The organism is Thermostichus sp. MS-CIW-40, from assembly GCF_054058315.1.
Genome location: NZ_JBSSAC010000001.1, coordinates 123,027 through 146,694, shown reverse-complemented (window position 1 = coordinate 146,694; position 23,668 = coordinate 123,027). Strand labels below are relative to the sequence as shown.

Genomic DNA, 23,668 nt, shown 5'->3' with positions numbered 1-23,668 from the left:
TCGATTCGCTGTTGAATGAGTTGCCTTCTAACTTCTTGAAGTCGTTAAAGCAACCCATGTTTCTCACCAAGCTCAGGGCTTTCTTGCGGCTCTTCGCGTCTACCGGGATCCCGTTTCTGCTGCTGGCCATTCTTCTTTGGGGTCTGAAGGAGGGCTGGGGCTGGGTGAGCTTGGAGATGCAGTTTCTCGGCTACAAGGGATCCGTGGCGGCCTTGGGGCCGGATCCGCGCCTGCCCGTTGTGGGCACCACCTTTCCTCCCTTGCTGGTGATGGTCACGGCCATTCTGGGACGATCCCCGCTGTTGTTGCAGACTGTCTTCGGCTCTCTGGTGCTGGGCTGGACGTGGCGGCAGTTACGCCGTTTGCCGGTGGAGGTGGGATGGCGCTGGCTATGGGGTTTGTTGATGATGCTGCAGCCGGCTTTGATCTTGATGCTGCTGCGCAGCCCCGCTTGGACGGCCACCTCGCTTTTGCTGGGGGTAAACATGGCCTTGTTGTTTCCCCTGGCTGACGAGAAACGAGCAGCGGGGAAGTCAGTGGCGGCAGGGGATGAGCTGCCTATTACCCTGAGGCTGCTGCTCGTTGGGCTGGCGCTGGGGCCCCTGATGGTGCTGCGCTGGGAAAGCGGATGGCTGCTGCCCTGGGCGGGGATGCTGCTGCTGGTGGCCTTTCGCCGAGAAGTCTGGGGGTTTCGCTGGGCCTCGCTGTTGGTGGCCGGCTTTGTCAGCCTAGCCTTGATCCTGAGCTGGCTGTATGTGAATTGGCTGTCGGCAGGGGATCCCTGGGCTTTCACCTACCAGGTGGGCAGCGGTCTGCGGCTGCCGCAATTGCGGGAAGACTTGCAGCAGGCGGGTGGCTGGCGGGGGGTGCTGGAGGCTGGGAAATGGCTGGCGGTGCTGGCCCCTGCCTATCTGCTGTTGGGGCTGGGATCCCTGCTGGGCCGAGGCCCGGGTCGCTGGGTATGGGCTCTGGTCTGGGGGATGCCGCTGGTCATCCTGCTGGCTTCTCTAGGGCAGGGGCTGTTTTTGCGGGAGCTGAGCCGCTTTGGCCTTTTCTGGGTGCCGCTGCCTTTGCTGATGGGCGCCTACTTGTGTCGCGGAGCCGGCCCCGGCTGGGCTAAGCGCCTGTTGATCACTGCCCTCTTGGGGTTGAACTGCCTCACTGCCGGTTATGGGGTGAGCCAAGAGCCGGGTTTCCTCATGCCCCTGGTGGCCGAGGAGCGGGATCTCTGGGAGCGGCTGGTGGCAGGGTTAGTGCCCCTTAGTGGCGAGTTGGAAGCTGCCCAAAACCTGTATGAAGTAACCTCTGCTGGGCAAGCCCTAGAAGACTGGCGGAGGCTGCGGCAGGAAAAGCGCCAGGTTGGGCAGTATCTCTATCGCCACCTGTTGCCCGGACAAAAAGTGCTGGTGGACGACGACATCCACTTTGAGGCTATCTTTTGGGCAAGGGATCCCCGCTCTTTCCTTACTCCTCACCAGTACGAGTTTGCCCTGGCCCTTCAGCATCCCCAGGAAAGGGTGGACTACCTCTTGGTAGCGGGGCTGGCGGATCCCTTGCGGAGCGCCGATCGCATCCTGCAATTTTGGCCTGAGCTCAATTTTGAGGGGCTGCCGGGCTTCAGGGAGGTTTATAGCTCCCCCCAAGTGCGGCTGTGGGCTCGCCAACACCAAGAGGAACCGCAGGAGGAGAGGAGATGAAAAGGAGACGATCCTGGCAGCGGCGACAGGTGCTGCAAGCGGGCGGAGCGCTGCTGGCTGCCTATGGGGTTGCCGGCTGTGGCCAGGAGTTTTTGAGTCAGCAGGGGAGTCGCAGCCCGGAAAATGCCGAGACGGGAAGCATGAACTTGTCAGAGCTGCTGGCCCGCTGGCAGGTGGGCATTGGCGAGGATCCCGGTCGCTTCCTCTGGGAAATCGAGTCGGATCCGCAGGTGGCGGCAGTGGCGCAGGGGTGGGATCCCCATTTCCTGAGCGGCTGGCTCAACAGCTTTGATCACCGCCAGGGGGATCTCTCCTTTTGGCGCAACTGGCACCAGGCCGGGCTTTTGCGGCAGTGGTTTGAGCGGGGCTATACCCTCCACATCATCACCTGGGAAGACGACACCCACCGCCCCTGCGGCGACTACCACATCTCCAAGCAGTTTGTCCAGGATGTAGCCGAATTGGCCGGCTATATCGCTCAAGCCAACCCCCAAGGCCGCCCTACCTATTGGAGCCTGGCCACGGAGTTTTCCTATTGGCGGATCCCAGCAGATACCTACAACGCCGACACTGCTCCCTACTACCAAGCCCTGATGCGCAATGTCCTCAAAGCCCGACAGGCCATCAAAGAGCGGCTGCCAGAGGCCGAAGTGGCCCTGTGCTGGGGGGGCTGGATTGCCACCTTTGACGACCCTTCCCAGGGGGCAGGCCGCAGCATGGTGGAGCCCTTTGCCGAGACCCTGAGCCGGATGGACGGGATCGCCTTCCAGTCGATGCGCCAGCGGCGGCCAGGGGAGTTTAACCCAGAGCTGAACGGCCCGGATCCCGGTAACCCGGAGCAGATCCGCCTCTGTTGCCGCCTGTTTTCCCCCATCCACCCCAACCTGATGTTGGCCCACTACGAGCCATCGATTAAGGACAAGCACCCCAGCGGCGGACGGGCCGACACCGTCCATACAGACTTTCAGCTCATGAGCCAGCCGGAGTGGCTGCAGGAAGTGTCTCAACTGGGGCTGCGGCGCTTTTCCCTCATGCACTACGGCCTCTACAAAGGGGATCCCTATGGGGCGCTGACCGCCGCTCGCCAATTCCGGGCACAGGTGGGCCTACCGGCTGCCACCTCATAGTTAGCAGTCGTTCCAAAGCCGGTTTTGTCCCGGATCTTGGCCCAAATCTTGATCCTAGGGATACAATCCCCCTGAAGCTGCCGGGATCCCTGCCATGGAGAAGCTGAGATTTCTAAGGGCAAGCCTGCTGGCGAGTCTAGTGGTTAGTGCAATGCCGCCGGAGCTGCCGGCCTGGGCAGGATGCGGTTTTCCCCGCGGTGCCGGCAAGACTTTTTTTTCGCTGCAGCCGGAGGTCTATCGGCCTCGCACCCGCTTTGATCAGGGGGGACGCCTGCAGCCGGCCCTTTCGGAGTACGGAGAAACCCGCCTCAACCTTTTCGCCGAGACTGGCCTTAGCGATCAGCTCACTCTCAACCTCAACACCAGCTACGTTTTCATCGAAAATCGCTTTGCCAGCGGGGCTGACACCGTTACCCAGCGCAACCAGGGCCTGCGGGATCTGGAACTGGGCCTGCGCCATACTTGGGGGAACGGGGATCCCTTCTTCTCGGCTCAGCTAACGGCCTTGATCCCGCCCGGATATGCCACCCAAGACATTCCCCTGCCCTTGGGGTACGGTGTTTTCGGCTACGATCTCAAAGTTGGGGTGGCGGCCAATACCCAGTTGGGATCCCTGCCTGCCTTTTTCGACTCCTGCCTCACGTTCCGGGACTACCTGGGCTATCCCGGGGATCGGGTCAAGGCCAACTTAACCCTTGGGGCCGATTTGACTCCTGAGCTGCAGGCCATCCTGGCTTTGGATGGGGATTTTACGTTGGGCAACGGCGCGCCTTTGTTGTTCGGGGATTTGGCGGTTCAGGATCCCGACTACGACAACCTCAAGCTTTCTGGCCAGCTCAACTGGCGGCTGGAGGGAGGGTTAACGCTGGGCTTGGGGGGGTTTCAGTTCCTGGCCGGTCGCAACACCAATGCCGGCGGCGGCTTTACCGGCTATGTGTGGCTAAGTTACTGAAACCAAACAAAATGTTGCAGGATATCCCCTACGGTAACAGGGATCCGCAGGGGCAGATCTAGGATGAGTCTTGGCAAACTACGGCCCGGAGAACGGATCCCATGCCTCGATTTGAGAACCTCATTGCCGCTATCGACGGCAGCGGCCCCACTGAGCAAATGGTGCATACCCTTCTGTCTCTGCCGGCCTTTGCCCAGTGCCACGTGACATTGCTGCATGCGGTGCCTTCCCAGACCTCTGCCGAGGAGATGCGGGCTGCCTGGCAAAAGGGGCAGGAACTGCTGGCCCAAACCCTGCAGACTTTCCCCCCCCGCCCAGGGCTAAAGATCAGCACGCAACTGGTGGAAGGGGATCCCAAGGTGGTGGTGCTGCAGGTGGCCGAGTCCCTGCCCAATCCGCTGATTGTGATGGGATCCCGGGGGCGCAACCGCATCATGGCCATTTTGCAGAACTCGGTGAGCCAATATGTGTTTCAGCTCGCCTCCTGCCCAATGCTGCTGGTCAAAGACGACGCCTACGTCAAATACCCCAGCCATGTCATGGTGGCCCTCAACAACTCCCCCGCTGCCCAGGCCGCCTTTGCCACGGCCCTTGACTTGATCTCCGGCATTCAAGGGGCCCAGATCTTCCTGGCCTCTGTGCAGTTGGATGCCGACAACCCAGGTAGAGATGAGGCCCTAGATCGGGCAATCGACATCCTCAAAAACCGGCAAATCGGCCACCAGGTGTTGACGGCTGTCGGGGATCCGGCTACGGAGATTGTCCGCCTGGCTGAAGAAAGCAAGGCCGATCTGCTGGTGATGGGATCCCCGGATCGCCGACCTACCATTGCCCGCAGCATCCCCGACCTGGATCGGCTGCTGGGGCGTTCCATCTCCGACTATGTGCGGGTGCACATCGGCTGCCCCGTGCTGATGGTGCGCTCCGTCCAAGACTAAACAGGACTCAAGAGCGAGGGATCCCTAAGGCAAGATAGAGCGGTGCTCTGTAACTCGGTCGCTCTGCTGCTGGCGATCCGGGCTGACGGCCCAAGCTTCAAAGATCAGCTCGGGGACGCCTGGGGGAATGGTCATGCGGGTTAAAGCTTGCCACTGCCCCTGATCGTCGCGGGAGAAGTCCAGCAACCAGCGGGGGCCATCCACCAACGAGCGGGTGCGGCCATGCTTGACCCAAAACTTGATCCAATAAGGTGGCTGGGAGGCGGCGCCGGCGGCGGAGGCAGGGGCCAAGGCCGGCAAACGCAGCACCACATCGAAATTGTCGCCCGCTCGCAATTGCTCAGGCACCAGCAGTTGTGGCGCCGGGCACACTTCTGGCGGCGGGGGCGAGTTTTTGGTGTCCTTGCTGGTGGCAGGCAGGGCGAATGCAGGCGGAGGTGGGGTGGCCGGGCTCCCTGCTGGGGCTGGCAGGGCGGCATCCTCGCCCATTGGCTCAGCTTGGGGGGGTGAGGGAAGAGGGGAAATCGGCGCCGCAGGCTGGGGGTTAGGTTCGGGTGCGGCCTTAGCAGAGGGCTCTGCCGGCTGAGTCGAGCCGGGATCCCCTCCAGCAGGAGCACTGTGCTGCCAGATGCGCAGCAGCTTTTGCAGGGTGCGTTCGGGAGAGAGCAGGGTTGCGGTCGAGGCAGGACTGGCAGCATCGGCCAGCCTCTCTTCCTCTTGCTGCTGCGGGAGGGGGATCCCTGCGCCAAGAAGTCCTGCCTCTTGGCTGCGACAGCGAATGGAAAAGGGGATGGTCAGGGTCTGAGGCGACGGCTCTGGATCCCACCAGGAGGAGGGAGTAAGGGCCAGTTCTCCCCGTAAAGGACGGGCCCACACTTGGCTGGGCAGGGTGATGGGGATGCTGAACACCGCCGTCCGCGCCCCCGCCGGGAGTTGAATTTGCCGTTGTCCCTGGAAAAGCGGCCTCTCCTCCCCTTCTGGCCAAACCTGTACCCGCAGCTCGCCGCTGCAGCCGATCCGCCCCGTCAACACCAGCACCTCCTCCGGGGATCCCTCCAATTCACTGTGCATTAGGGAAAACAGCTCTGGCGGGATGGCGACCTCTTTTTTCTGGGGGGGCTCAAACCCGGCCTCTTCAGCCACCGGGGCAGGGATCCCTCGTTCCGGCTCCAGAGGGGCAGGCACAACCTGAAAACGGAGACAATTGTCCAACTCGGTTTCACCGAACAGTTCTGCGATCAAGTCGGCATCTCGACAGTGCAATTCCCAAAACCCAGGGGTGAGGTGGCTGGCGGGCAAAATAATGCCGATCCCTTCATCGTTGGTGCGCACAGAACGGGTTTGGACCTGTGGAGGAGTCGTGCCGGTGTTGGGGCCCTGATTCTGTGGCCCTAGAGGACGCTGCCGGACTTCCACCGTGATGGTGAAGTGGGGCTGAGGCGAACGGGCAACAATGGTGTAGGTATCTTCTTCCAGAACTGCTCCCTCGGCTGGTACTGGCTGCCAGTCTTCCTGGCCGTCCCGCCGAACCCAGAAATTTAACATAGCTCCATCACCTTGGTGCTCCGCACTGCTGACGCGAATGGCATGCCAGATACTGAATCAGATCGGCTTGCAAAAGGGTTTGCTGTTGCCCTGTAGGCAGGTGCTTAAGCTGTACCTCTCCGGCTGCAGCTTCCGCATCCCCTAGCACAACAGCCCAAGTTGCGCCGCTGCGGCTGGCCCGTTTGAACTGCTTGCCAAAGGCGCTGCCGCTCAGATCCAGCTCGGTGCAGAAACCAGCTTGGCGCAGCGCTTGAGCGATCCGGAGGGATTGGGCCTCAGCCTTCGCCCCACGGGAGATCACGTAAACCTCGACCGGTGCTGGCGGAGCCTCCCCTTGTTTCTTTTGCAACAGCAGCACCAGCCGCTCCATGCCGACGGCCCAGCCCACCGCTGGGGTAGAAGGTCCGCCCAGCTCTTCCACCAAGCCGTCGTAGCGACCACCCCCACAGACGGTACTCTGGGATCCCAAGTCAGGTGAGACGATCTCAAAGGCGGTGTGGGTGTAGTAGTCCAGGCCCCGCACCAAGTAGGGATCCAACTGGTAGGGAATGTCCAACATCTGCAGGTGAGCTTGTACCTGCTCGAAGAAAACCCGCGATTCTGGGCCGAGGTAATCCGGCAGCTTGGGGGCCCCCTCGGCAATCTCGCGGGTGCGGGGATCCTTGCTGTCTAGAATGCGCAGCGGGTTGCGGGTGAGACGCTCTTGTGAGTCGGGATCCAGCTTCTCCCGCAAGGGGGTGAGGTAGTCCACCAGGGCCTGGCGATAGGCCCGCCGGTCCTGCGGATCCCCCAGGGAATTGAGCCGCAAGCTCAGGTTCTCCGCCCCCACCGCTTGCAACAGCTCCCAGGCCAAGGCGATGACTTCCGCATCGGCGCGGGGATCCCGGCTGCCCAGCAGCTCTACCCCCAACTGATGGAACTGGCGTTGCCGCCCCGCCTGAGGACGCTCATAGCGAAACATCGGCCCACAATACCAGAGGCGTTGCACATCTCCAGCCGTTTGCAGCCCGTGCTGGATGTAGGCCCGCACCACACCTGCTGTGTTCTCTGGGCGCAGGCTCACCTCTTGCTCGCCACGGGTGCTGAAGGAGTACATCTCCTTGCCCACCACGTCGGTGGCACTGCCAATGCTGCGGGCAAAGAGCTCCGTCAACTCCAGGATGGGGGTGCGAATTTCTTGGTAGTTGGCCCGTCCCAGGATCTCTCGGGCGCTGGCTTCCACCTGCTGCCAGAGCCGCACCTCCTGCGGCAAAATGTCTCGGGTGCCTCGCACCGCCTGGATCATCTCCATTCTCGTTCTCCCTCCCTGGGGTGGGCCTGGCCGCCTGCTATGCCAATGGCTGTTCTCGTCAAAGGACTCCGTCCCGCTGACGCAAACGGCCTAGTTATTGATTATCGGCGACAACACTCCCCGTCGCTAGCGGAGCCAAATGACCCCGATCCAAGCTCGAGTCCAACCAGGAGTAGGTGGCGGCAATTTGGCTGGTGGCAACAACAGCGGCGGTGGTAGCTCGCAAGATGGTAGGGCCAAGGGAGACGGACACTCCCCCATATTCCTCAGCTTGCCGACGTTCGGCAACGGTCCAGCCCCCTTCTGGGCCAATGGCTATGGCCAAGGCCGGGATCTGCAGCTTTGGCAGGGCCTGCACCAGCAGGGGGGCGTTCTCGCGCGCCACGGCTATACCCCACCAGAAGGACTCCGTCCGAGTAGCGCGAACGGCTTGCAGCTCCGCCAGCCAACTTGTCCAAGGGGTGGGGGGATCAACCTGAGGCCAGCGCAACCGCTCACATTGTTCTGCGGCCTCCCGCACAATTTTTTGCCAGCGTTCCTGCCGCCCAGATCCCGGTTCCAACACGGTGCGCTCTGTCAGCAGGGGAGTAATGCGCGCCGCCCCCAGCTCGGTAACCTGGCGGAGCACCTCGTCAAACCCCTGCCCTTTGACCACCGCCAAGCCCAGATGCAAAGAAACAGGCAATTCCCGCGGCAGCACCTCCACCTCGCCCACAACTCGAGATCCCTGGGCTTGCCAACGGGCCGCCCACAGCTTGCCTGAGCCGTCCAAAACCAAAAAGAGATCCCCCGGCCTGAGGCGGCGTACCCGCTGCAAGTAGTGCTGTTGCAGACCAGTTAAATGGAGAACACCGCTGGGATCCCGCTGCGCTGGGTCAATCGCCAATCGGGGCAAAGCGCTCAGGTCATGCGTGCGTTCAGACAACACCATTCCCCCCGTCGCCAGAGGGCTGCCACCACCCATTCGTTGGCCTCCAGCATCTCCGCCACCAACTTGGCCTGCTCGATGAGGATGCCGCTGAGGATCAGCCATCCCCCCTCCTTCACCACCAGCCGAAACTCCGGGATCATATCCAGGATCACATCTGCCAGGATGTTGCACACCAGCCCATCCACCATTTCGGGAATCTGCTCCAGGCTGCCCTGAGCGACCACAATGCGATCCGTCAGGCCGTTGAGATCGCGGTTGTGCATCGTGGCTTGCACCGCCAGGGGGTCGATGTCCACCGCAAACACCCGCTTCACCCCCAACAGGGCCGCCGCCAACGACAAAATGCCGGATCCACAGCCCACATCCGCCAGCGTCGCCGCCGGGGGATCCCCTCCCCAGCTCTCCAGACGCATTTCCAGCGACTCCAGACAGAGCTGAGTGGTGGGGTGAGTGCCCGTGCCGAAGGCCATACCGGGATCCAGCCGCAACAGGTGACGACCGGGGTGAGAGGGCGGCTCCAGCCAGGCCGGACAAATGAGCAACTTGTCCCCGACCCATTGGGGCTGCCAGTGCTGCTTCCAACTGCTGCTCCAATCTTCCGCCTCTATGCGTTCCCAGCGCAGCTTCGGAACCCGCTGACCGGCAATGAGGGCATCCTGCTGCAGGCGCAGGGAGAGGGCTGCCAAATCCAGGAGGCTGACGTGAGGCCAAGGCAAATAGGCGTGAATGCAAATCTGATCTTCGCCATAGGCTTGGCTGGTCATGCCCCGACAGCCAAAACTCTCCAGCCGCCAAAAGATCAGGTCTTCTTGGGCAGGGGAGGCGATGAGACTGAGATCCCACCAAGCACCAGCGGGGTCCAGCGCTTGTGCGGGCGAAAACGGAGTGGGATTGGCAACAGTTTTGCTCACAGGGATCCCTTCACAAACCTAAAGGAAAACCAAAGTGATGGCTAACAAGATGGCGCTTCATGTCACCCAGCCGGCCAGCACTCAATGCGGCACTTTATATCAAAAATTGCAGCGCTCTGCTCAATTCATAGTTTAGGCTTATTCTGGCTATTCTAGGATTGAAAGGCTCACAGCGTCGGTTCAGCAGCGAAGAAGGGAAGGATCCCCCCAATTGGGGGATGACCCTCAGCGGCTCTTTGGATGACCAGCTCAGCCCTATGAGATAGATTAAGTCCAAAAGCATTGAACAAGAATTGGATGCAGCGTTGACATTCGTTCCGAGCCTCAGTGATTTTGCGGATAGATGGGGTTTGGCTGGGGCGTACTGAGCAACGATGTAAGGATGAAGAAAGAGCAATGCAGGTGGCGAGGTCGATGTCAATTGAGCAGTCAGGGCAGCAGCCGAAGGTAGCTCCTTGGGGGATTACCAGAGGGGAAAGGGCTGCCCATGAAGATCTTCAGCCGCTCAAAGTCAGCACCCGCAAGAACTCCGTCCCGCTGACGCGATCCGCTCTGATGCGGCGTTTTAACCAGAGCTTTCCGCCTTTTTACAGCCAGTTTGTCAGCAGCGAGGTACAGGCCCAAAATCTGCGCTTGGCTTACACCCTCTACCAGACCCGCAAGGCGGTGGTACAGATGCAGGACGAAGGTCGCAAGACGGTGGTCTGTCTGGCCTACCGTAATCGACCTTCCCTGCTCAGCGATCTGTTTGGGGTGTTCACCGCTTTTAATCTCTCGGTGCACGGCATCCATCTCTATGGGCAGATCTACTCACCGCACCTGGTGTTTATCCGCACCATTGTCTCCCGCGATGGCCACAGCCTTTCTTCCCAAACCAAGCTCAGCCTAGAACGGGCCATTCACGAATGCCTGGCGGGTGTGTTTCGCGTTCACGAAACCTTGGCACTGGAGTTTGATCTCAAGGCCGGCCTGAAAGAGGCGCAGGTTTCTTTTTACTTTGACCCAGTGTTTCACCTACCCACACTTCTGGTGGATGTGGACAACCAGCCGGGCGCGTTTTACCGGGTGATGACGGCCCTCGCGCAGGAGGATTTGACCGTTGTTAACCTCAACTTGATGCTCCGCCGCAAGCAGACGCGCTTTATTTTCTACTTGCTGGGGCCGGATTCAACTCCAGCCATGCCGGAGTTCCTGGGGCAAAAATTGGCCTTGAGCATCCAGCAGCGGCTGCAAGGGGATCCCGCCTAGATCTGCACGGGACTGGGAGGCAAGTCAAAAAGGACGGTGTTCATGTAGCGCTCTGCCCAGGCGGGGCCAAAAGCTTTTTCCAAAACGCGGCGGGTGCGGTCGTTCTGCTGTTGCTGGCTGCAATAGCGCTGCTGCCCCTGGTAGTGGGCCAAAATCTGGCCGGGATCCGTCTGTGGGGGGATCTGCTGCGCCAGCCGGCAGTGAATTTCCAGGAAACGGCAGGCAAAGTGTAAAAAGCGCTCGGCCTCTGCTTCGTCGGCAGGACGCACGAACAGGCAGTAGGGAGAAAAAATCGTGCCCCACTCCGGCAACCGGCGCCGGTGTTGGAAAGGGACGAGATGGGATCCCAACGCTTCCAGCTCCTGGATATAGAGATCGGGCAAGCTGGGGGTCACCGGCGAGAGATCGACAATGGCGGCGCTCACCTGTCCGCGACCGACCACAATGTCGCAACCGAACAGCGGCAGCGGGTACTGCGGCTGCGGAAACATAACGCAATGGAGAATATCCAGGCTCTGCCCGGCCTGGGCCAGCTCCAGGTGCAGTTTGCGAAAGGGATCCCCTTGGTAGCAGCGGTTTTCAATTTGCAATTTTTCGCCCTCTAGGCGGCCCTCCACGTAGCCCAGATCTTCAGGCAGAGGATAGGGGGCTAGGGTGAGGGTAGATCCCCAAACGTTCAGGATTGCCTCAGATAAGCCCTGAATGAGCGGATGCAGTTGGGCGGAAAGAGCAGGAGCGGTGAACATAAGACCCCAAAAGAAAGGCTGAGAAACCCGTCCACGCTTGAGGGGTGGCCCCCTTCAATTCTTCAAAAGTGTCAAAAGTGCTGTGCCCAAGGCAGGGGAACTGCACCGCTGACCTGAAGGGATTGGGCGAAAGCTTCGACCCATTAAGCATCACCTCCAAGTACAGCCCATCTCTGTCCGATAGCCGGTACGTTATCGGATTACATGGTAACGGAAGGGGTGGGATTCGAACCCACGGTGACCTTGCAGTCACAACGCTTTTCGAGAGCGTCACAATCAACCACTCTGTCACCCTTCCAGTCAGCTGTGGGGCTTTACCATCTTAACGGCAAACCGAGTCTCCTGCTTCTTCCCAGCCTCAAAGCCAAGCTTGCTTCCCCCACGGGATGCGGTTGATGGGAAAGTGCTCCGCACCGCTGGCGGGAACGCCCAGATGAGATCATGGAGATATGGCTGCTTTATCCATTCACCACTTTCGCCAGGCCAAGCAGGCGGGTCAACCTTTGGTGGCCCTCACGGCTGCCGACTACGCCACCGCTCAGATTTTGGATCAGGCTGGGATCGACTTGATCCTGGTGGGCGACAGCTTGGCCATGACCCACTTGGGGTATACCAGCACCCTGCCCCTGACGCTGGAACAGATGCTCCATCACGCCCAGGCGGTGCGCCGCGGGGTAGAACGGGCCTTTTTGGTGGCCGACTTGCCCTTCTTGACTTATCAAGTCCACAAAGAACAAGCTCTCCTCTCAGCAGGGCGGTTGATGAAGGAGGCAGGAGTCAACGGGGTCAAGCTGGAGGGGGGCTACCCCGACATGGTGGAAACGGTGGCCTTTCTGGTGCAGCGGGGGATCCCGGTTTTGGGTCATATCGGCCTCACTCCGCAGGCCAAACATCAACTGGGAGGCTATCACCAGCAGGGAAAAACCACTCCGGAGGCGGAGCGTCTGCGACAAGAGGCCCTCAGCCTGGAACAAGCAGGGGCATTTGCCCTGGTTCTGGAGCACATGCCGGCGGAATTGGCTGCCCAAATCTCAGCCCAGGTGGGGATCCCAACCTTGGGCATTGGGGCCGGGCCGGCTTGCGATGGTCAGATTTTGGTCACCCACGACCTGCTGGGGCTGAGCGAGCGGCTCCCCCCTTTTGCCAAGGCCTATACCAATTTGAGACAGGCGATCCGAGAAGCAGTGGAAGCTTTCGCCGACGACGTTCGCCAAAAAGTATTTCCCCCCCGCTGAAGGGATCCCTTACCCATTCAAAGCTTGGGCAGAGGTGCTATGCCTACGGCACCTCATACTGCTACCTACTGCTACGCAATGCTTATGGGAACGGGAACCGCACCGCTTTCTCAAGGCTGGGCAAGGATAGGGCGACCTCAGGGATCCCTCACCAGCACCGTCCCGGTCACCACAGCACTTTGGCCCAACCGGTCGAAGACCCGCAAGCTGAGCAGGTAGGAGCCGGGCACCAAGCTCAGGGGAGGGCGAATGCGGAAGCGGGTTGTACAAGACACCTCTCCAGACACACAATTCACCTGGGCTGCCGATAGCGTCTGCACCTCGATCCCTGACCACGACACCTGAAACGCCAGCTCCGCCGGGATCCGCCCCGGCACCGATACCGAGACCCCCAGCTCCAAAAAGCCGTTCCGATTCACCACAGAAGGAATATCACTGCTGGTGATCAAAGGCGGCAGCGGAGTACTGGCCGTCAGCGCATCGGCACCACAACCGACCAAGGCCACACCCAGCAGGCCCAGCACCCATCCCCAGGATTTGGATCCCAGCTTCATCACAGGGTTCAATCTGAAGACTCACCTTCTCAGTATAGAGGGTGGGGATAACAGGCTTAGCGTCCTTTTCGAGAAAAACTAAAAATTCACGCCACATATAGTGGCAAGCTGGATTTTTGCCCAAACCATCTGCTACAGTAAGGCCCATAACCTGTCGAGCAGCCTGGATATGGAAGGGGAAGAGGAGCTAAAAGCTTTGCGGGCGCGGGTGCGCAACCTAGAGCGATCCCTCGCCGAATCGGAAGCGCTGTCATTGCAGCAGATTGAGTGCATCCATCGCCTGGAACATCAACTGCTGGAAGCACAGGCCCAGATTCAAGAGCGGGATCAAGCTTTGCAAGCGTGTCAAGAGGAGAAAGCGCGGCTGGCCCAGCGCCCTACCCCAGAGGCTTTTCAGCTTCAGCAACAGCACATCGAAGAACTGCAGAATCTCCTGTGGGAAATGGAGCGCCGTCCAACGCTGGAGCACTACCACATTCTGCAGCAGCAGTTGCAAACCAGTCAGACGGAAATTGAAACCCTCAAGGCGGAATTGCAGCGGCGCGTCGATCCGGCCCGATTTTACCAACTGCAGCAGGAGCTCCTGGAGCTGAAACAGCAGGCCAACCAATTGGGAGAATACGCCGTCAAGTTGCCGCAGGTGCAGCTTTTGCAAGCCCAACTGCAGCTCCGTGTACAGCAGCTAGAGGAGGAAAAAGCACAATTGCAAGCGCAAATCCAAGAGTTGGCTGCTCGACCTTCTGCACAAGAACTGGAAACCCTACGGGCGGAGCTAGAGGCTGCCCACCGCCAAGCGGAAGCCGAATGGCAGCGCTTGAAGACCCATCTGGAAACCGAAAAGGCACACATGGAAGCTGACCTGAACACCGCCCGGCAACGTATTCGCGAACTGGAAGAGCGTCCTACCCCAGAGCAATGGGCACGCTTGCAGGCGGAGCTGGATCATCTGCGCCAACAGGCCTCTTTTGCTAAGGCCGAGCGGGCCACCTTGCTGGAAGAGCTGCAGCAGAGTCAGCGGCAGCAGGCCGAGCAAGCCCAACAGATTGCCAAGCTGGAAGCGGAAGCAGCCCAGGCCGCCCACCTCAGGGAAACAGAGTCCTCACAGGTGCAGCGAATCCTTGCCCTGGAGGAGCAGGTGCAGGCTTTGACCCGCGAGCTTGGTGCTTTGCGAGCCGAGCGGGATCAGCTCATGCAAGAGTTGGCCCAGCGTCCCACCCTTGCCCAGTGGCAGGAAGTTCAGCAGCAGGTGCAGGACACCCGAGAAAGCCTGGAAGCAGCCCGGCGGGGGCGAGAACTGGCCGAGGCCCATCATCTGGTCAGCCAAAAGCAAATCGAGAAGTTGCAGCAGCAGGTGATGGCTTTGAAAACCGAGTGTGTGCAGGCCCACGCCTACGCGCAAACCCAAGAAAAGGAAGTGGCCCTGCTGCAGCAGCGCAATCAAGAACTGGAAGAGCAACTGGCCACACTGCGTCAGTCGGCCTCCGCTTCCCCTCAGCCAGCGGTTGTCGAGCCCAGGTCGAATCATCGGGCCCAGGAACGGATTCCTGCCGCGGCTGACGAGTCTGCTCCTTCCCCGGCCACCACCTGGAGAACACCCACCCCAGGGATCCCGCCGCTCACCCTGGACGAGCGGGAAGAAAGTGCCCCGCTCGGCTGGCGCCAACGGACAGAAAGGCTCCTGAAACGCTCCGCTTTGGCCGCTTCACGGGCAGGAGGGGAAACGGGCAGTCGCAACCGGATTGAGTTGCCGACTTTTGTGCAGCGGCGGCCCTACTGAGCGCTCCATTCTCGGGGATCCAACCGTTCTCCAGCTTGAAAACGAGGCCAAGCCCAGCGCAACAGGGCTCCCAGCTGGGCATGAAACCGCTCTGGGGCAAATTGCAGAGCATGGGCCCGAATCCGCTGCGGATCCCATTCCTGTCGATCCGCCTGCCGCAGCCCTTCCACCAGCGCTTCCACACTGGCCTCGGGAATGAGGATGCCGGTTTGGCCGTGGATGACCGTCTCTTGGGCACCTCCCCGGTTGAGGGCAACCACGGGGCGGCCGCAGGCCTGGGCCTCCACTGCCACTAGGCCAAAATCCTCCTCCCAGGGGAACAGCAGCAGCCGGCAATTGGCTAGCAGTTCCCGGAAACGATCGGGGGGCTGATGGGGCAAAAACTCCACCTGCGGCCCCGCCAGTCGCTTGAGCCGAGCCAGCTCCGGCCCTTCGCCCACAACCAGCAGCCGACGACCCAGCCGTTCACAGGCGGCAATCGCCAGATCCACCCGTTTGTAGGGCACCAGTCGGCCTGCCACCAGGTCATAATCGGCGCTGGGATCCGCCACCGGCTCCAACCCCTGCAGCGGAACGGGCGGGTAGATAACAACAGCCTCGCGGCGGTAGAGCTTGGCAATGCGGCGGCGAATGTGCTGGGAGTTGGCGATCAACAGATCTGGACGTTGAGCTGCCAGAAAATCCCATTGGCGCAAGCGGTGCAGCAGCCATTGGCCAATTGCGCCAACAGGCCCGCTTCTCCCCAGCCCTTCTCGCTGCAGATACAGCTCCCGGTTCTCCCAGAGGTAACGGGTGGGGCTGTGGATATAGCTCAGGTGCAGGGTAGAGGCTCCCGTCAGGATCCCTTTGGCAAAGGCGTGGCTGCTGGAGATCACACAGTCATACCCCGAAAAGTCGAAGCTCTCGTAGGCCAACGGCATCCAGGGCAGCAGATACTTGAGGCGGGCATGGTAATCAGGGCGCAGCACCCCCAGCCACTTGGCCCAGCCTTGCAAAAAGGAGGTGTGAATTGTCAGCTCCTGCCAGCTCGGCGGCAGGGTGTGAGCGGAGAAGAGACTGACGTAAAGGGGGGCCTGTGGGGCAAAAGCCACCAGCTCCTGCAAAACCTTTTCCGATCCCCCCGGCCAGATCAGGTACTCGTGCACCAGGGCCAGGCGCTCAGGCCAAGCGGGATCCCGGCTGGGAAGAGTGGGGACAGCCACAGGAAGGGATCCCCAAGGCTCAGGCACGGTCAGGACTTGGCAGAGCGGCGCTTTTTGCCAATTGGGCCGCTCACCTGCTTGGCTTTCTCGTCGATCCGCTCATTGATGTAGTTGTAGATCTCGCGGAAGCGAGGCAGGGCCCGCATCTCCAGGCGACTGCCGTCCTTGAGGGTGAGCACCATGTCTCCCCACACGCCCAAGCCACGGGGCACCATAACCACCTTGGCAATCTCGCCGTAGATTACATCTGAGCGCTCCTTGCCGCCCCATCCCCCAATCACGGTGATGCGACGATTGGTAATCCGATAGTGTACCCACAGCTTACGCACCAGTGCCCCCACAAACAGAGGCAAGCCGACAAGTGTAGCCCCAATGAAGGAGTTCAACACCAAATCGCCACTGTGGGGGCCGCCCTCAAAAAAAACCTCCTCTTGCACCGCCATGCAGAGCACCGTCCGGTTGTTTAGAGTGTTGCCGTTAACGATCTTAAACGATTTCTCAGCTTTCCCCAACTGGGGCTAACGGCAGGTTCGGGATTGGGTCAGCCTTCGGACGGCTTGTAGGGAACGGCAGGTGGCCAAGACCAGGTAAACAAACAACACCATCACCACCACCGCCACCGCTGCGGCTCCGGCATTACCCAGCCAGCCCCACCCTTCCAGCCCCGTCAGGGCCACCAAAGCCCAAGAAGCCGGGTGCAGCATTCCCCCCAACAGGAGAATTTGCGAGAGCATTTGCCCAGCCGTAAAGCGGGATCCCAGCACCACCAGGGCCAGTCCGCCGCCGATGTTGATCAACCCCATGTTGCCCAAAAAGGCGTAGCAAATGTGCCAGGCGTACTTTTGTTTGGGCACCTCCTGCCAGAGGAGGGGCTCGGCAGGGATCCCCGAAGCCTCCTGGGGGGCGAGCGGCAACGGCTGAACTTGGCTGAGGATCCAGCCGAGGACAATGGCGGCAACCAGCATCGCCACGCCCGCCTTCACGTTCAGCTTGCCGGGGATGGTTAGCTCGGGGTGGGCCAACATCGCAGATCCTCCTGCAACCCGTCCTAGCCTATCCTGTCTTTGCCCCAAATTGGCCAACAGCCTCAATCCCTTGGATAGAGCAGTGTGCCACAGCGTTTGCAGAATTGGGCATCCCCATCGTGCTGGGAGAGGCCACAGCCTGGGCAGGCCCATTGCACCGAGTTGCCGCTTTTCACCAATTGTTTGATCAGCTCCCCCACTTGCCAGGGAATTAGAGCGATCCCCGTCAGGATCATCAGCACCGTCAGCAACCGGCCCAGCTCAGAAGTGGGGGTGAGATCCCCAAACCCCACCGTGGTCATGGTAACGACGGAAAAGTAGAAAGCATCCAAAAAGGTGGCAAAAACACCAGGATTCACTCGATGTTCTACCTGGTAGATCAGCCCAGAGTAGACGAAAACAATGGCAAAGAGGGTGAAGAAAATGCGCAGCAAAATGCGGCTATCGGCGGAGATCACTTGCCCAAACAGGGTTTTGCCCTCTACCAGGCGCAGCAGCCGCAAAATGCGAAACCAACGGAAGATGCGAATGAAGCGAATATCGGTTAGCCCGGCAAAAAAAGGCAAAATGGCGAGCAAATCGATGAGCGAATACAAGCTCACGACATAGCGCAACTTCTGCGGGGCCGCTGCCAGTCGGAGCAGATATTCCACCACAAACAAGCCGAGAATGAGGCGATCCACCCGCTCCAGCCAAAGACGTACCTCAGGGGGAATGGGATAGGTTTCCACCACAAAGAAGGTGGATGAACAGAAAACCAACACCGCCACCAACAAATTCACCCAGCGGCTTTCCGGGGTGTCTTGATCCCCCCAATAGCGCTGAAGGATCCCGGAACGGGCAAGATCGAGATCAGCTTGGGTGGGGAGAGTGGTCACAAACGGGATCCAGCTGGGAAGATATCGAGAGAGTTTCCTTTCAACGCCCATCAGGCGCATACTAACTAAGCTAATGGAAACTAGCTCACAGAGCGAACTTCCCCTAAGCAAACGTCCAGGCTTTGGGTGTTAATTAGGTGTTGAGTCGATGTTGCCTCCTATCGTACTGGCCTCGCAATCCCCTGCCCGCCGCCAATTGTTAAAGGCTGCCGGGATCCCCCATCGCGTTCAACCCAGCTACTTCGACGAAAGCCAAATCCAGAGCTCTAATCCGGTGGAGCTGGTGCAGAAGCTGGCCTCGGCGAAAGCCGAAGTGGTGGCGGCCCAGCAACGGGAGCCCGTCTTGGTTGTGGGGGCCGACTCTGTGCTCTACCTAAATGGCGAGATCCTAGGTAAGCCGCCCAATGCCCTAGAGGCAGAACGGCGCTTGCGGCAAATGCGGGGCGAAGTGGGAGAGCTCTACACAGGCCATGCCTTAATTGACACGAAGCAGAACCGTCGCCTCACCCACTATGCGGTGACGCGGGTGTTTTTTGCCAAGCCCAGCGACGAGGAGATCCGCGCCTATGTGGCCACCGGTGAGCCTTTGGCCTGTGCCGGCTGTTTTGCCATCGATGGTCGTGGCAGCCTGTTTGTGGAGCGGATCGAGGGGTGCCCCGGCAATGTTATCGGGCTGAGTTTGCCCCTGCTGCGGCGCATGATGCAGGAGTTGGGCTATTCCCTCACCGATGCTTGGAGCATGACTCTAGTCAATGATAAGCTCAACTATACTGAAAATAATGTATAATATGTTCAGTACGGATTACTACCAGTTGATCTTTCTGTTTACTTTCGAGTCTGCCAACATGGTAGCCAAAGCAAAGCAGAAAATTGGTAGTAAGACGACACGGAAACTGCGCTTTGGGTATTCTACTCAAAGCTTTGCGGGATACCGCCATTCTGTTTGGAAACAAACAGAATGCTATCGCTGCATAGTTGAACAGTGATGTTCAGCAGTGTTCAGCGTAAATGTATCAGCTAGCCGTCGAGGTGTTGCTTGAGCAGGTCGTTGGCCAGCTTTGGATCCGCCCGTCCCTGGGTTTTTTTCATCAATTGCCCGACAAAGTAGCCGAAGAGCTTGGTTTTGCCCCCCCGATACTGCTGCAGTTGCTCGGGGTTTTCTGCCAGCACCTCGGCGATCATCTGCCCCAGCAGAGCGCTATCCGAGATTTGGGTCATGCCCTTAGCTTCCACCAGGGCGCGGGCCGATCCCCCTTTTTCCAGCAGTTCCGGCAGGATCTCCTTGGCGATTTTGCTGGAGATGGTGCCCTGCTCGATGAGGCCAATCAGCTCGGCCAGGGTTTCCGGCTTCAGGGCAATGTCGGGGTAGTCCAGCTTGTGGGTGTTGAGGTAGCTGGCAATGTCGCTCATCATCCAGTTGGCGGCTGCTTTCGGGTCGGCACCGGCGGCGATCACGGCTTCAAAGTATTCGGCGGTGTTGCGTTCATCGCTGAGGTAGCGGGCATCGTACACCGAGAGGCCGTACACCTCCTGATAACGTCGCCGCTTCACACCGGGCAATTCCGGCAGCTCTGCCCTCCAGCGGGCCTTTTGCTCTTCGGTAACGCGAATCGGCGGCAGATCCGGCTCCGGGAAATACCGATAGTCGCTGGATCCCTCTTTCTTGCGCATGCTGATGGTGCGCTGGCTGTTTTCTTCCCAAAGGCGGGTCTCTTGCACGATCCGCTCGCCCGCCTCCACAACCTTGACCTGGCGGTTGAACTCGTACTCGATGGCCCGTTGGATGGCGTTGAAGGAGTTCATGTTTTTAATTTCCACCTTCGTGCCAAAGGTCTGGGATCCCAGCGGACGCACCGAGATGTTCACATCACAGCGCAGGGATCCCTCCTGCAGGTTGCCATCGCACAGCCCGGCATAGCGCAGGATGCGGCGCAGCTCTTGCACATACTCGGCTGCCTCTTCCCCGCTGCGGATGTCCGGCTCGCTGACGATCTCGATGAGGGGAACCCCCGCCCGGTTGAAATCCACCAAAGAGTAGCTGGATCCCGATAGGCGGTCGCTGCCAGCATGTACCAGCTTGCCCGCATCTTCTTCCATGTGCAGACGGGTGATGCCGATGCGCTTGGTACGACCGTCGCTGAGCTGGATCTCAATCCAGCCGTGGGTAGCAATCGGCAGGTCGTATTGGGAGATTTGGTAGTTTTTGGGCAAGTCGGGGTAAAAGTACTGCTTGCGGTCGAACTTGCTGTAGGGGGCAATGGTGCAATTCAAGGCCAAACCCGCTTTGACCGCGTACTCCAGCACCTTTTCGTTGAGCACCGGCAGGGTGCCGGGCAGGCCCATGCAGATGGGGTCAATCTGGGTGTTGGGGGGAGCGCCAAAGGCTGTCGCGCTGCTGGAGAAGATCTTGGAGCGAGTGCTGAGCTGGCAGTGAACTTCCAGCCCAATCACAGCTTCGTATTGCACTTTGGCGGGGGCAGCAACAGTCATGGGATGGGAAAAACTGGCGGTGTAACCATTCTAGTGCGACCTTGGGGATCCCAGCTCACAGACAGTTTCTGGGGACGGCAGCCCAGAACCCAGGAAGAGGCCGGAGCAGCCCAGCTTGAAGCAGATCCTCAGAACAGCGAAACTTCCTCAAACGGTAGGGCGAATCTCAAAAGTGGGTAGACCTTCCGGCGGCTCGGAACGTTGCTCAATGGCCTCCACAACCGAACCGGGGCTGCCCTGTTGGCACCAGCGCAGCATGGCCTCCACCGCAGCAGGGGATCCTTCAAAAACGGCCTCGACGCGACCATCCCGCAAATTGCGCACCCAGCCGCCAACACCGGCATTGCGGGCCATGGCTTCGGTGTGGGCGCGAAACCCCACCCCCTGAACCCGCCCCCGTACCCAGACGTGAACGCGAACCCTGTCACTCATGCCGACGGGGATCCCTCCGGTGTGCTGCAGGGTTCTGGCGACTCGGTCGGCTCCTCCGGAGTCTCTGAGGTCTGCCGATCCAGCCACCCCACAAGAACGTTGACCAGGGCAACCAAGCCTAGGAGCCCCAGCGAGATCCCACAGGCATACCCAATCGCTTGCCACAGCACGGAAGACATGAACCCAACCTCACGAACGCTTGTGCAGAGGATCCCACCCTTCATGCACCGTGACATCCTCCCGGCGCTCGTCCTACGGACAGAGCGCGGGCCACCCTTCCCGTCAGCAGGACGGAGTCCTTACCTCGCGGCTGGGCATTCCTGCCCCACGCCACTTGTCTGGGTCTACAACCCCCGACAGAACAACTGGACAGGCGGTTCCCCTTCCCCAGCCTCCCTGGCTACTGCCAGCTTGCAAAACAAGTCTAATCCACAGGGAACGGTGCATCGGCAGGCAGGATGGACTCCTGCACCCAGGAACCCCTGTCCACCGGACAAGAGCAAGAGGCATCTGGATCAATCCGGTACTTGTAGGTTACCGCCAGCATAAGTAGGTTTTACTACAGATTTCGCTCAACAGATTTCGCTCAGAGGTATGGCGGGGATCCCTGTATCCCGGTGCTCACCCTGCGGGTAGAGTGCAGGACTGATTGCCCCTGCACCCCCGTTAGTTACCGCTAGCTACACCGCCGGGAAGCCCCGCCCTCTATTAGTTAGTGGCTAGTGAATAGTGAATAGTCACTATCCACTAACCACTATCCACTATTCACTATCCAGGGTGAGGGTCGGGATGAAAGGCGGGGACATGATGTTTTGTCCTTACTGGTGCCATAAAAAGTAGCGGGGTTTTATACACTGCCGCTATAGACATCAAGTACAGGGGCGGGGCATCTCGTCCTTTTCGCGTTAGCGGGACGTAGTCCTTAAGCCCAGGAAATGTCCTTTTCGCGCTAGCGGCGCGGAGCGCTAACCGGAGTCACTGTTCGCGTCAGCGGGACGGAGTCCTTGAAGCCCGCACTCTCTCGCTTTAGCGGCGCGGAGCGCTTTGCATCAACATGAGTGCGGGAGTATGTCACTTAAAATGACTACACCAGTCTTGTTCAGCACCAATCTATTGGGTTAGCTTATGGGGGTGTGGGGGTAGCTAAGCCCCGCACTGTACCCGTAGGGTCAGTGCCGGGATACAGATACCCCCACATGGTGTATGATAGGAGTAGTTGCACAAAACGGCTTTTGCCGGAATCTGGTGCAACTACGCGGTAGGGCATTCCGTGTCTGCTCGTGGAGGGTTCTTGCGTAGGCTCCCCGATGAAGCGAGAAGCCCGCTCCGTACTGCCAGCAGTCGGGGTCGGGAGTATGTCACCGCAACACCAGGGCTAGAGCAGTCCCTTGGGATCCCGTCTCGACCAACCGCAAGTCCCCCCCGTGGGCCTGCAGGATGCGCCTGGCGATATATAGCCCCAGACCTCCTGAGCCGGTTGGGTAGTGGTGGCCGGCAATGTGAATGGGCTGGGTCACGTAGGGTTGGGCCAACTCTTCTAGGGGAGCCGGCAAGCCGGGGCCATCATCCTGCACCTGGATCTGGTGGGGGCTGACAGTGAGCACCACTGCATGGCGTGCGTAGCGCAAGGCGTTGTCCACCAGATTCACCAGCGCCCGCTCCAGCTCTGCCTCATCGGCGTTGCCCCACCCTTCTCCTTCGACTCGCAGATCGATCCCCCGCTCCTGGGCCAGGGATCCCATGCGCTCGGCCACCTTTCTGGCCAGGGATCCCAGATCGCAAGGCCGAGGATGCAACTCGATCTCTCCCCGCTCCAGGCGGTGAGCCTCCACCATTTTCTGCACCAGCGAGAGATTGTGTTGGTTTTCCTGCAGGATGCGATCCAGCAGAGCGCGACGTTGCTCCGGATCGAGCTGTTGATCCTGTTTGAAGGCGCTCAGCAGGTGCCCAAAGGCGATGAGGGGAGTTTTCAGGTCGTGAACGAGGGTGGCGGTAAAGGCTTCTCGCCGCATTTGGTCGATCTGGATCTGGCGCAGCAACTGGGCAAAAGCCTGCCGCAAGATCAGGGCTTCCTGGGGATCCCCGGGGCGGAGCAGCAGATTCCAACGGGCGGGCTGGTTGATCAAGGTTTCCAAATGAGCCAACTCGCGGGCCAGCAGGGTGAGGGGGCGCAAAATCATGGAGGACAGAGCATAGCCCACCACCGCCGACAGCACCGCCAGCAACGGGATCCACAGCAGCAGCAGGAGGATCCCTTCAGTGCTGAACTGCGTGTCGGGCCAGATCCACTGCACCGACAGGATGAAAACCAAGTTGGGGACGAACGAAAGGCTGGCAATGACCAATGCCACCTGGGTGCGCAAGCTGTGGGGAAAGCGGCGGCGCCAAAACTCAAGTACGCGGAGTGGTTGCTGTTTCAAACTCGGTGTGCTCGCTTTGACAAGACCTGCTTAAATAGTGAACCAACCGTAGGCAAAGAATAAACATCCCCTCACGGTCAAGGCTGAAGAGTTCTTTCCTAGGTCTTAGAATGACCGTTATGTCTTGAGCCACTTCATCCCCATGAATAAAGAAGGATGCCGTAACCCCAGCTTTTAGGATACCCAGCTACCCCATTCTTTAGAGAAGCCGCGCCGTATTCCGGTTGGCAAAGCTGTGGACATCACAGCAAAGGCAGCTTGATCCCCGG

22 protein-coding genes and 1 tRNA gene are annotated in these 23,668 nt (G+C 59.9%); 8 read left to right on the top strand and 15 right to left on the bottom strand.

From position 1 onward, the window contains the following. Positions 1-56: 56 nt before the first annotated feature. From ACVWXF_RS00665 to ACVWXF_RS00650, 4 genes are all read left to right on the top strand, one after another. Positions 57-1,697, top strand: coding sequence for a hypothetical protein (locus ACVWXF_RS00665; protein WP_457473367.1), 1,641 nt, complete (start codon positions 57-59; stop codon positions 1,695-1,697). Continuing rightward, on the top strand, positions 1,694-2,824 hold the full coding sequence (locus tag ACVWXF_RS00660; RefSeq protein ID WP_457473366.1) for a hypothetical protein: 1,131 nt from the start codon (positions 1,694-1,696) through the stop codon (positions 2,822-2,824). The genes ACVWXF_RS00665 and ACVWXF_RS00660 overlap by 4 nt, the downstream gene beginning before the upstream one ends. A 151-nt stretch (positions 2,825-2,975) precedes the next feature. Then, positions 2,976-3,776, top strand: coding sequence for a hypothetical protein (locus ACVWXF_RS00655; RefSeq protein WP_457473365.1), 801 nt, complete (start codon positions 2,976-2,978; stop codon positions 3,774-3,776). Between the two features lie 101 nt (positions 3,777-3,877). After that, positions 3,878-4,714, top strand: a complete 837-nt coding sequence (locus ACVWXF_RS00650; RefSeq protein WP_457395058.1) for a universal stress protein — start codon at positions 3,878-3,880, stop codon at positions 4,712-4,714. Positions 4,715-4,738: 24 nt separating this feature from the next. On the opposite strand, the gene ACVWXF_RS00645 is transcribed toward ACVWXF_RS00650, so the two are convergent. The 4 genes from ACVWXF_RS00645 to prmA all read right to left on the bottom strand — a co-directional run bounded on the left by ACVWXF_RS00645 (position 4,739) and on the right by prmA (position 9,392). After that, the gene (locus tag ACVWXF_RS00645) at positions 4,739-6,259 is read right to left on the bottom strand and encodes a hypothetical protein (RefSeq protein ID WP_457473364.1); all 1,521 of its coding nucleotides are present in this window, start codon (positions 6,257-6,259) and stop codon (positions 4,739-4,741) included. Positions 6,260-6,266: 7 nt separating this feature from the next. Further along, positions 6,267-7,550 (bottom strand): histidine--tRNA ligase, encoded by a 1,284-nt coding sequence (hisS, locus tag ACVWXF_RS00640; RefSeq protein WP_457473363.1) that lies wholly within the window; start codon positions 7,548-7,550, stop codon positions 6,267-6,269. Positions 7,551-7,644: 94 nt separating this feature from the next. Further along, on the bottom strand, positions 7,645-8,481 hold the full coding sequence (locus ACVWXF_RS00635) for a 16S rRNA (uracil(1498)-N(3))-methyltransferase (RefSeq protein ID WP_457473362.1): 837 nt from the start codon (positions 8,479-8,481) through the stop codon (positions 7,645-7,647). Continuing rightward, positions 8,451-9,392, bottom strand: coding sequence for a 50S ribosomal protein L11 methyltransferase (prmA, locus tag ACVWXF_RS00630; protein WP_457473361.1), 942 nt, complete (start codon positions 9,390-9,392; stop codon positions 8,451-8,453). The genes ACVWXF_RS00635 and prmA overlap by 31 nt, the downstream gene beginning before the upstream one ends. Positions 9,393-9,806: 414 nt before the next feature. Between prmA and ACVWXF_RS00625 the strand changes: the two genes are divergently transcribed. Continuing rightward, the gene (locus tag ACVWXF_RS00625; RefSeq protein ID WP_457473360.1) at positions 9,807-10,640 is read left to right on the top strand and encodes a hypothetical protein; all 834 of its coding nucleotides are present in this window, start codon (positions 9,807-9,809) and stop codon (positions 10,638-10,640) included. Here ACVWXF_RS00625 and ACVWXF_RS00620 read toward each other — a convergent pair. After that, on the bottom strand, positions 10,637-11,386 hold the full coding sequence (locus tag ACVWXF_RS00620; protein WP_414344751.1) for a phycocyanobilin:ferredoxin oxidoreductase: 750 nt from the start codon (positions 11,384-11,386) through the stop codon (positions 10,637-10,639). The genes ACVWXF_RS00625 and ACVWXF_RS00620 overlap by 4 nt on opposite strands. Before the next feature lie 211 nt (positions 11,387-11,597). Continuing rightward, a tRNA-Ser gene (locus ACVWXF_RS00615) sits at positions 11,598-11,684 on the bottom strand. Positions 11,685-11,835: 151 nt separating this feature from the next. Here ACVWXF_RS00615 and panB point away from each other — a divergent pair. Further along, on the top strand, positions 11,836-12,621 hold the full coding sequence (gene panB, locus ACVWXF_RS00610) for a 3-methyl-2-oxobutanoate hydroxymethyltransferase (protein WP_457473359.1): 786 nt from the start codon (positions 11,836-11,838) through the stop codon (positions 12,619-12,621). Between the two features lie 137 nt (positions 12,622-12,758). Here the strand turns inward: panB and ACVWXF_RS00605 are convergent, their stop codons facing one another. After that, positions 12,759-13,178, bottom strand: a complete 420-nt coding sequence (locus ACVWXF_RS00605) for a hypothetical protein (protein WP_457473411.1) — start codon at positions 13,176-13,178, stop codon at positions 12,759-12,761. 97 nt (positions 13,179-13,275) lie between these two features. On the opposite strand from ACVWXF_RS00605, the gene ACVWXF_RS00600 reads away from it, so the two are divergent. Beyond that, on the top strand, positions 13,276-14,952 hold the full coding sequence (locus ACVWXF_RS00600) for a hypothetical protein (RefSeq protein ID WP_457473358.1): 1,677 nt from the start codon (positions 13,276-13,278) through the stop codon (positions 14,950-14,952). Here the strand turns inward: ACVWXF_RS00600 and ACVWXF_RS00595 are convergent. The 4 genes from ACVWXF_RS00595 to ACVWXF_RS00580 all read right to left on the bottom strand — a co-directional run bounded on the left by ACVWXF_RS00595 (position 14,946) and on the right by ACVWXF_RS00580 (position 18,057). Next, positions 14,946-16,154 carry a glycosyltransferase gene (locus ACVWXF_RS00595; RefSeq protein WP_457473357.1) on the bottom strand — a complete coding sequence of 403 codons (1,209 nt, stop codon included), beginning with the start codon at positions 16,152-16,154 and terminating at the stop codon, positions 14,946-14,948. The genes ACVWXF_RS00600 and ACVWXF_RS00595 overlap by 7 nt on opposite strands. 29 nt (positions 16,155-16,183) lie before the next feature. Further along, positions 16,184-16,597, bottom strand: a complete 414-nt coding sequence (locus ACVWXF_RS00590; RefSeq protein WP_011432347.1) for a PH domain-containing protein — start codon at positions 16,595-16,597, stop codon at positions 16,184-16,186. A 75-nt stretch (positions 16,598-16,672) separates the two neighbouring features. Beyond that, complete coding sequence (locus ACVWXF_RS00585) at positions 16,673-17,179, bottom strand: hypothetical protein (RefSeq protein ID WP_011432348.1); 507 nt, start codon at positions 17,177-17,179, stop codon at positions 16,673-16,675. A 62-nt stretch (positions 17,180-17,241) separates the two neighbouring features. Beyond that, positions 17,242-18,057, bottom strand: a complete 816-nt coding sequence (locus tag ACVWXF_RS00580; protein WP_457473356.1) for an ion transporter — start codon at positions 18,055-18,057, stop codon at positions 17,242-17,244. Between the two features lie 148 nt (positions 18,058-18,205). On the opposite strand from ACVWXF_RS00580, the gene ACVWXF_RS00575 reads away from it, so the two are divergent. Further along, positions 18,206-18,844, top strand: coding sequence for a Maf family protein (locus ACVWXF_RS00575; protein ID WP_457473355.1), 639 nt, complete (start codon positions 18,206-18,208; stop codon positions 18,842-18,844). Between the two features lie 230 nt (positions 18,845-19,074). Here the strand turns inward: ACVWXF_RS00575 and gatB are convergent, their stop codons facing one another. The 4 genes from gatB to ACVWXF_RS00555 form a co-directional block, all read right to left on the bottom strand. Beyond that, complete coding sequence (gatB, locus tag ACVWXF_RS00570) at positions 19,075-20,547, bottom strand: Asp-tRNA(Asn)/Glu-tRNA(Gln) amidotransferase subunit GatB (protein ID WP_414351470.1); 1,473 nt, start codon at positions 20,545-20,547, stop codon at positions 19,075-19,077. 147 nt (positions 20,548-20,694) lie between these two features. Further along, positions 20,695-20,979, bottom strand: coding sequence for an acylphosphatase (locus tag ACVWXF_RS00565; protein WP_414351467.1), 285 nt, complete (start codon positions 20,977-20,979; stop codon positions 20,695-20,697). After that, positions 20,976-21,158: a hypothetical protein gene (locus ACVWXF_RS00560; protein ID WP_457473354.1), complete on the bottom strand. Its 183-nt coding sequence runs from the start codon at positions 21,156-21,158 to the stop codon at positions 20,976-20,978. Before ACVWXF_RS00560 ends, ACVWXF_RS00565 begins: the two co-directional genes overlap by 4 nt. Before the next feature lie 1,179 nt (positions 21,159-22,337). After that, positions 22,338-23,399: a sensor histidine kinase gene (locus ACVWXF_RS00555; RefSeq protein WP_457473353.1), complete on the bottom strand. Its 1,062-nt coding sequence runs from the start codon at positions 23,397-23,399 to the stop codon at positions 22,338-22,340. Positions 23,400-23,668: the final 269 nt, after the last annotated feature.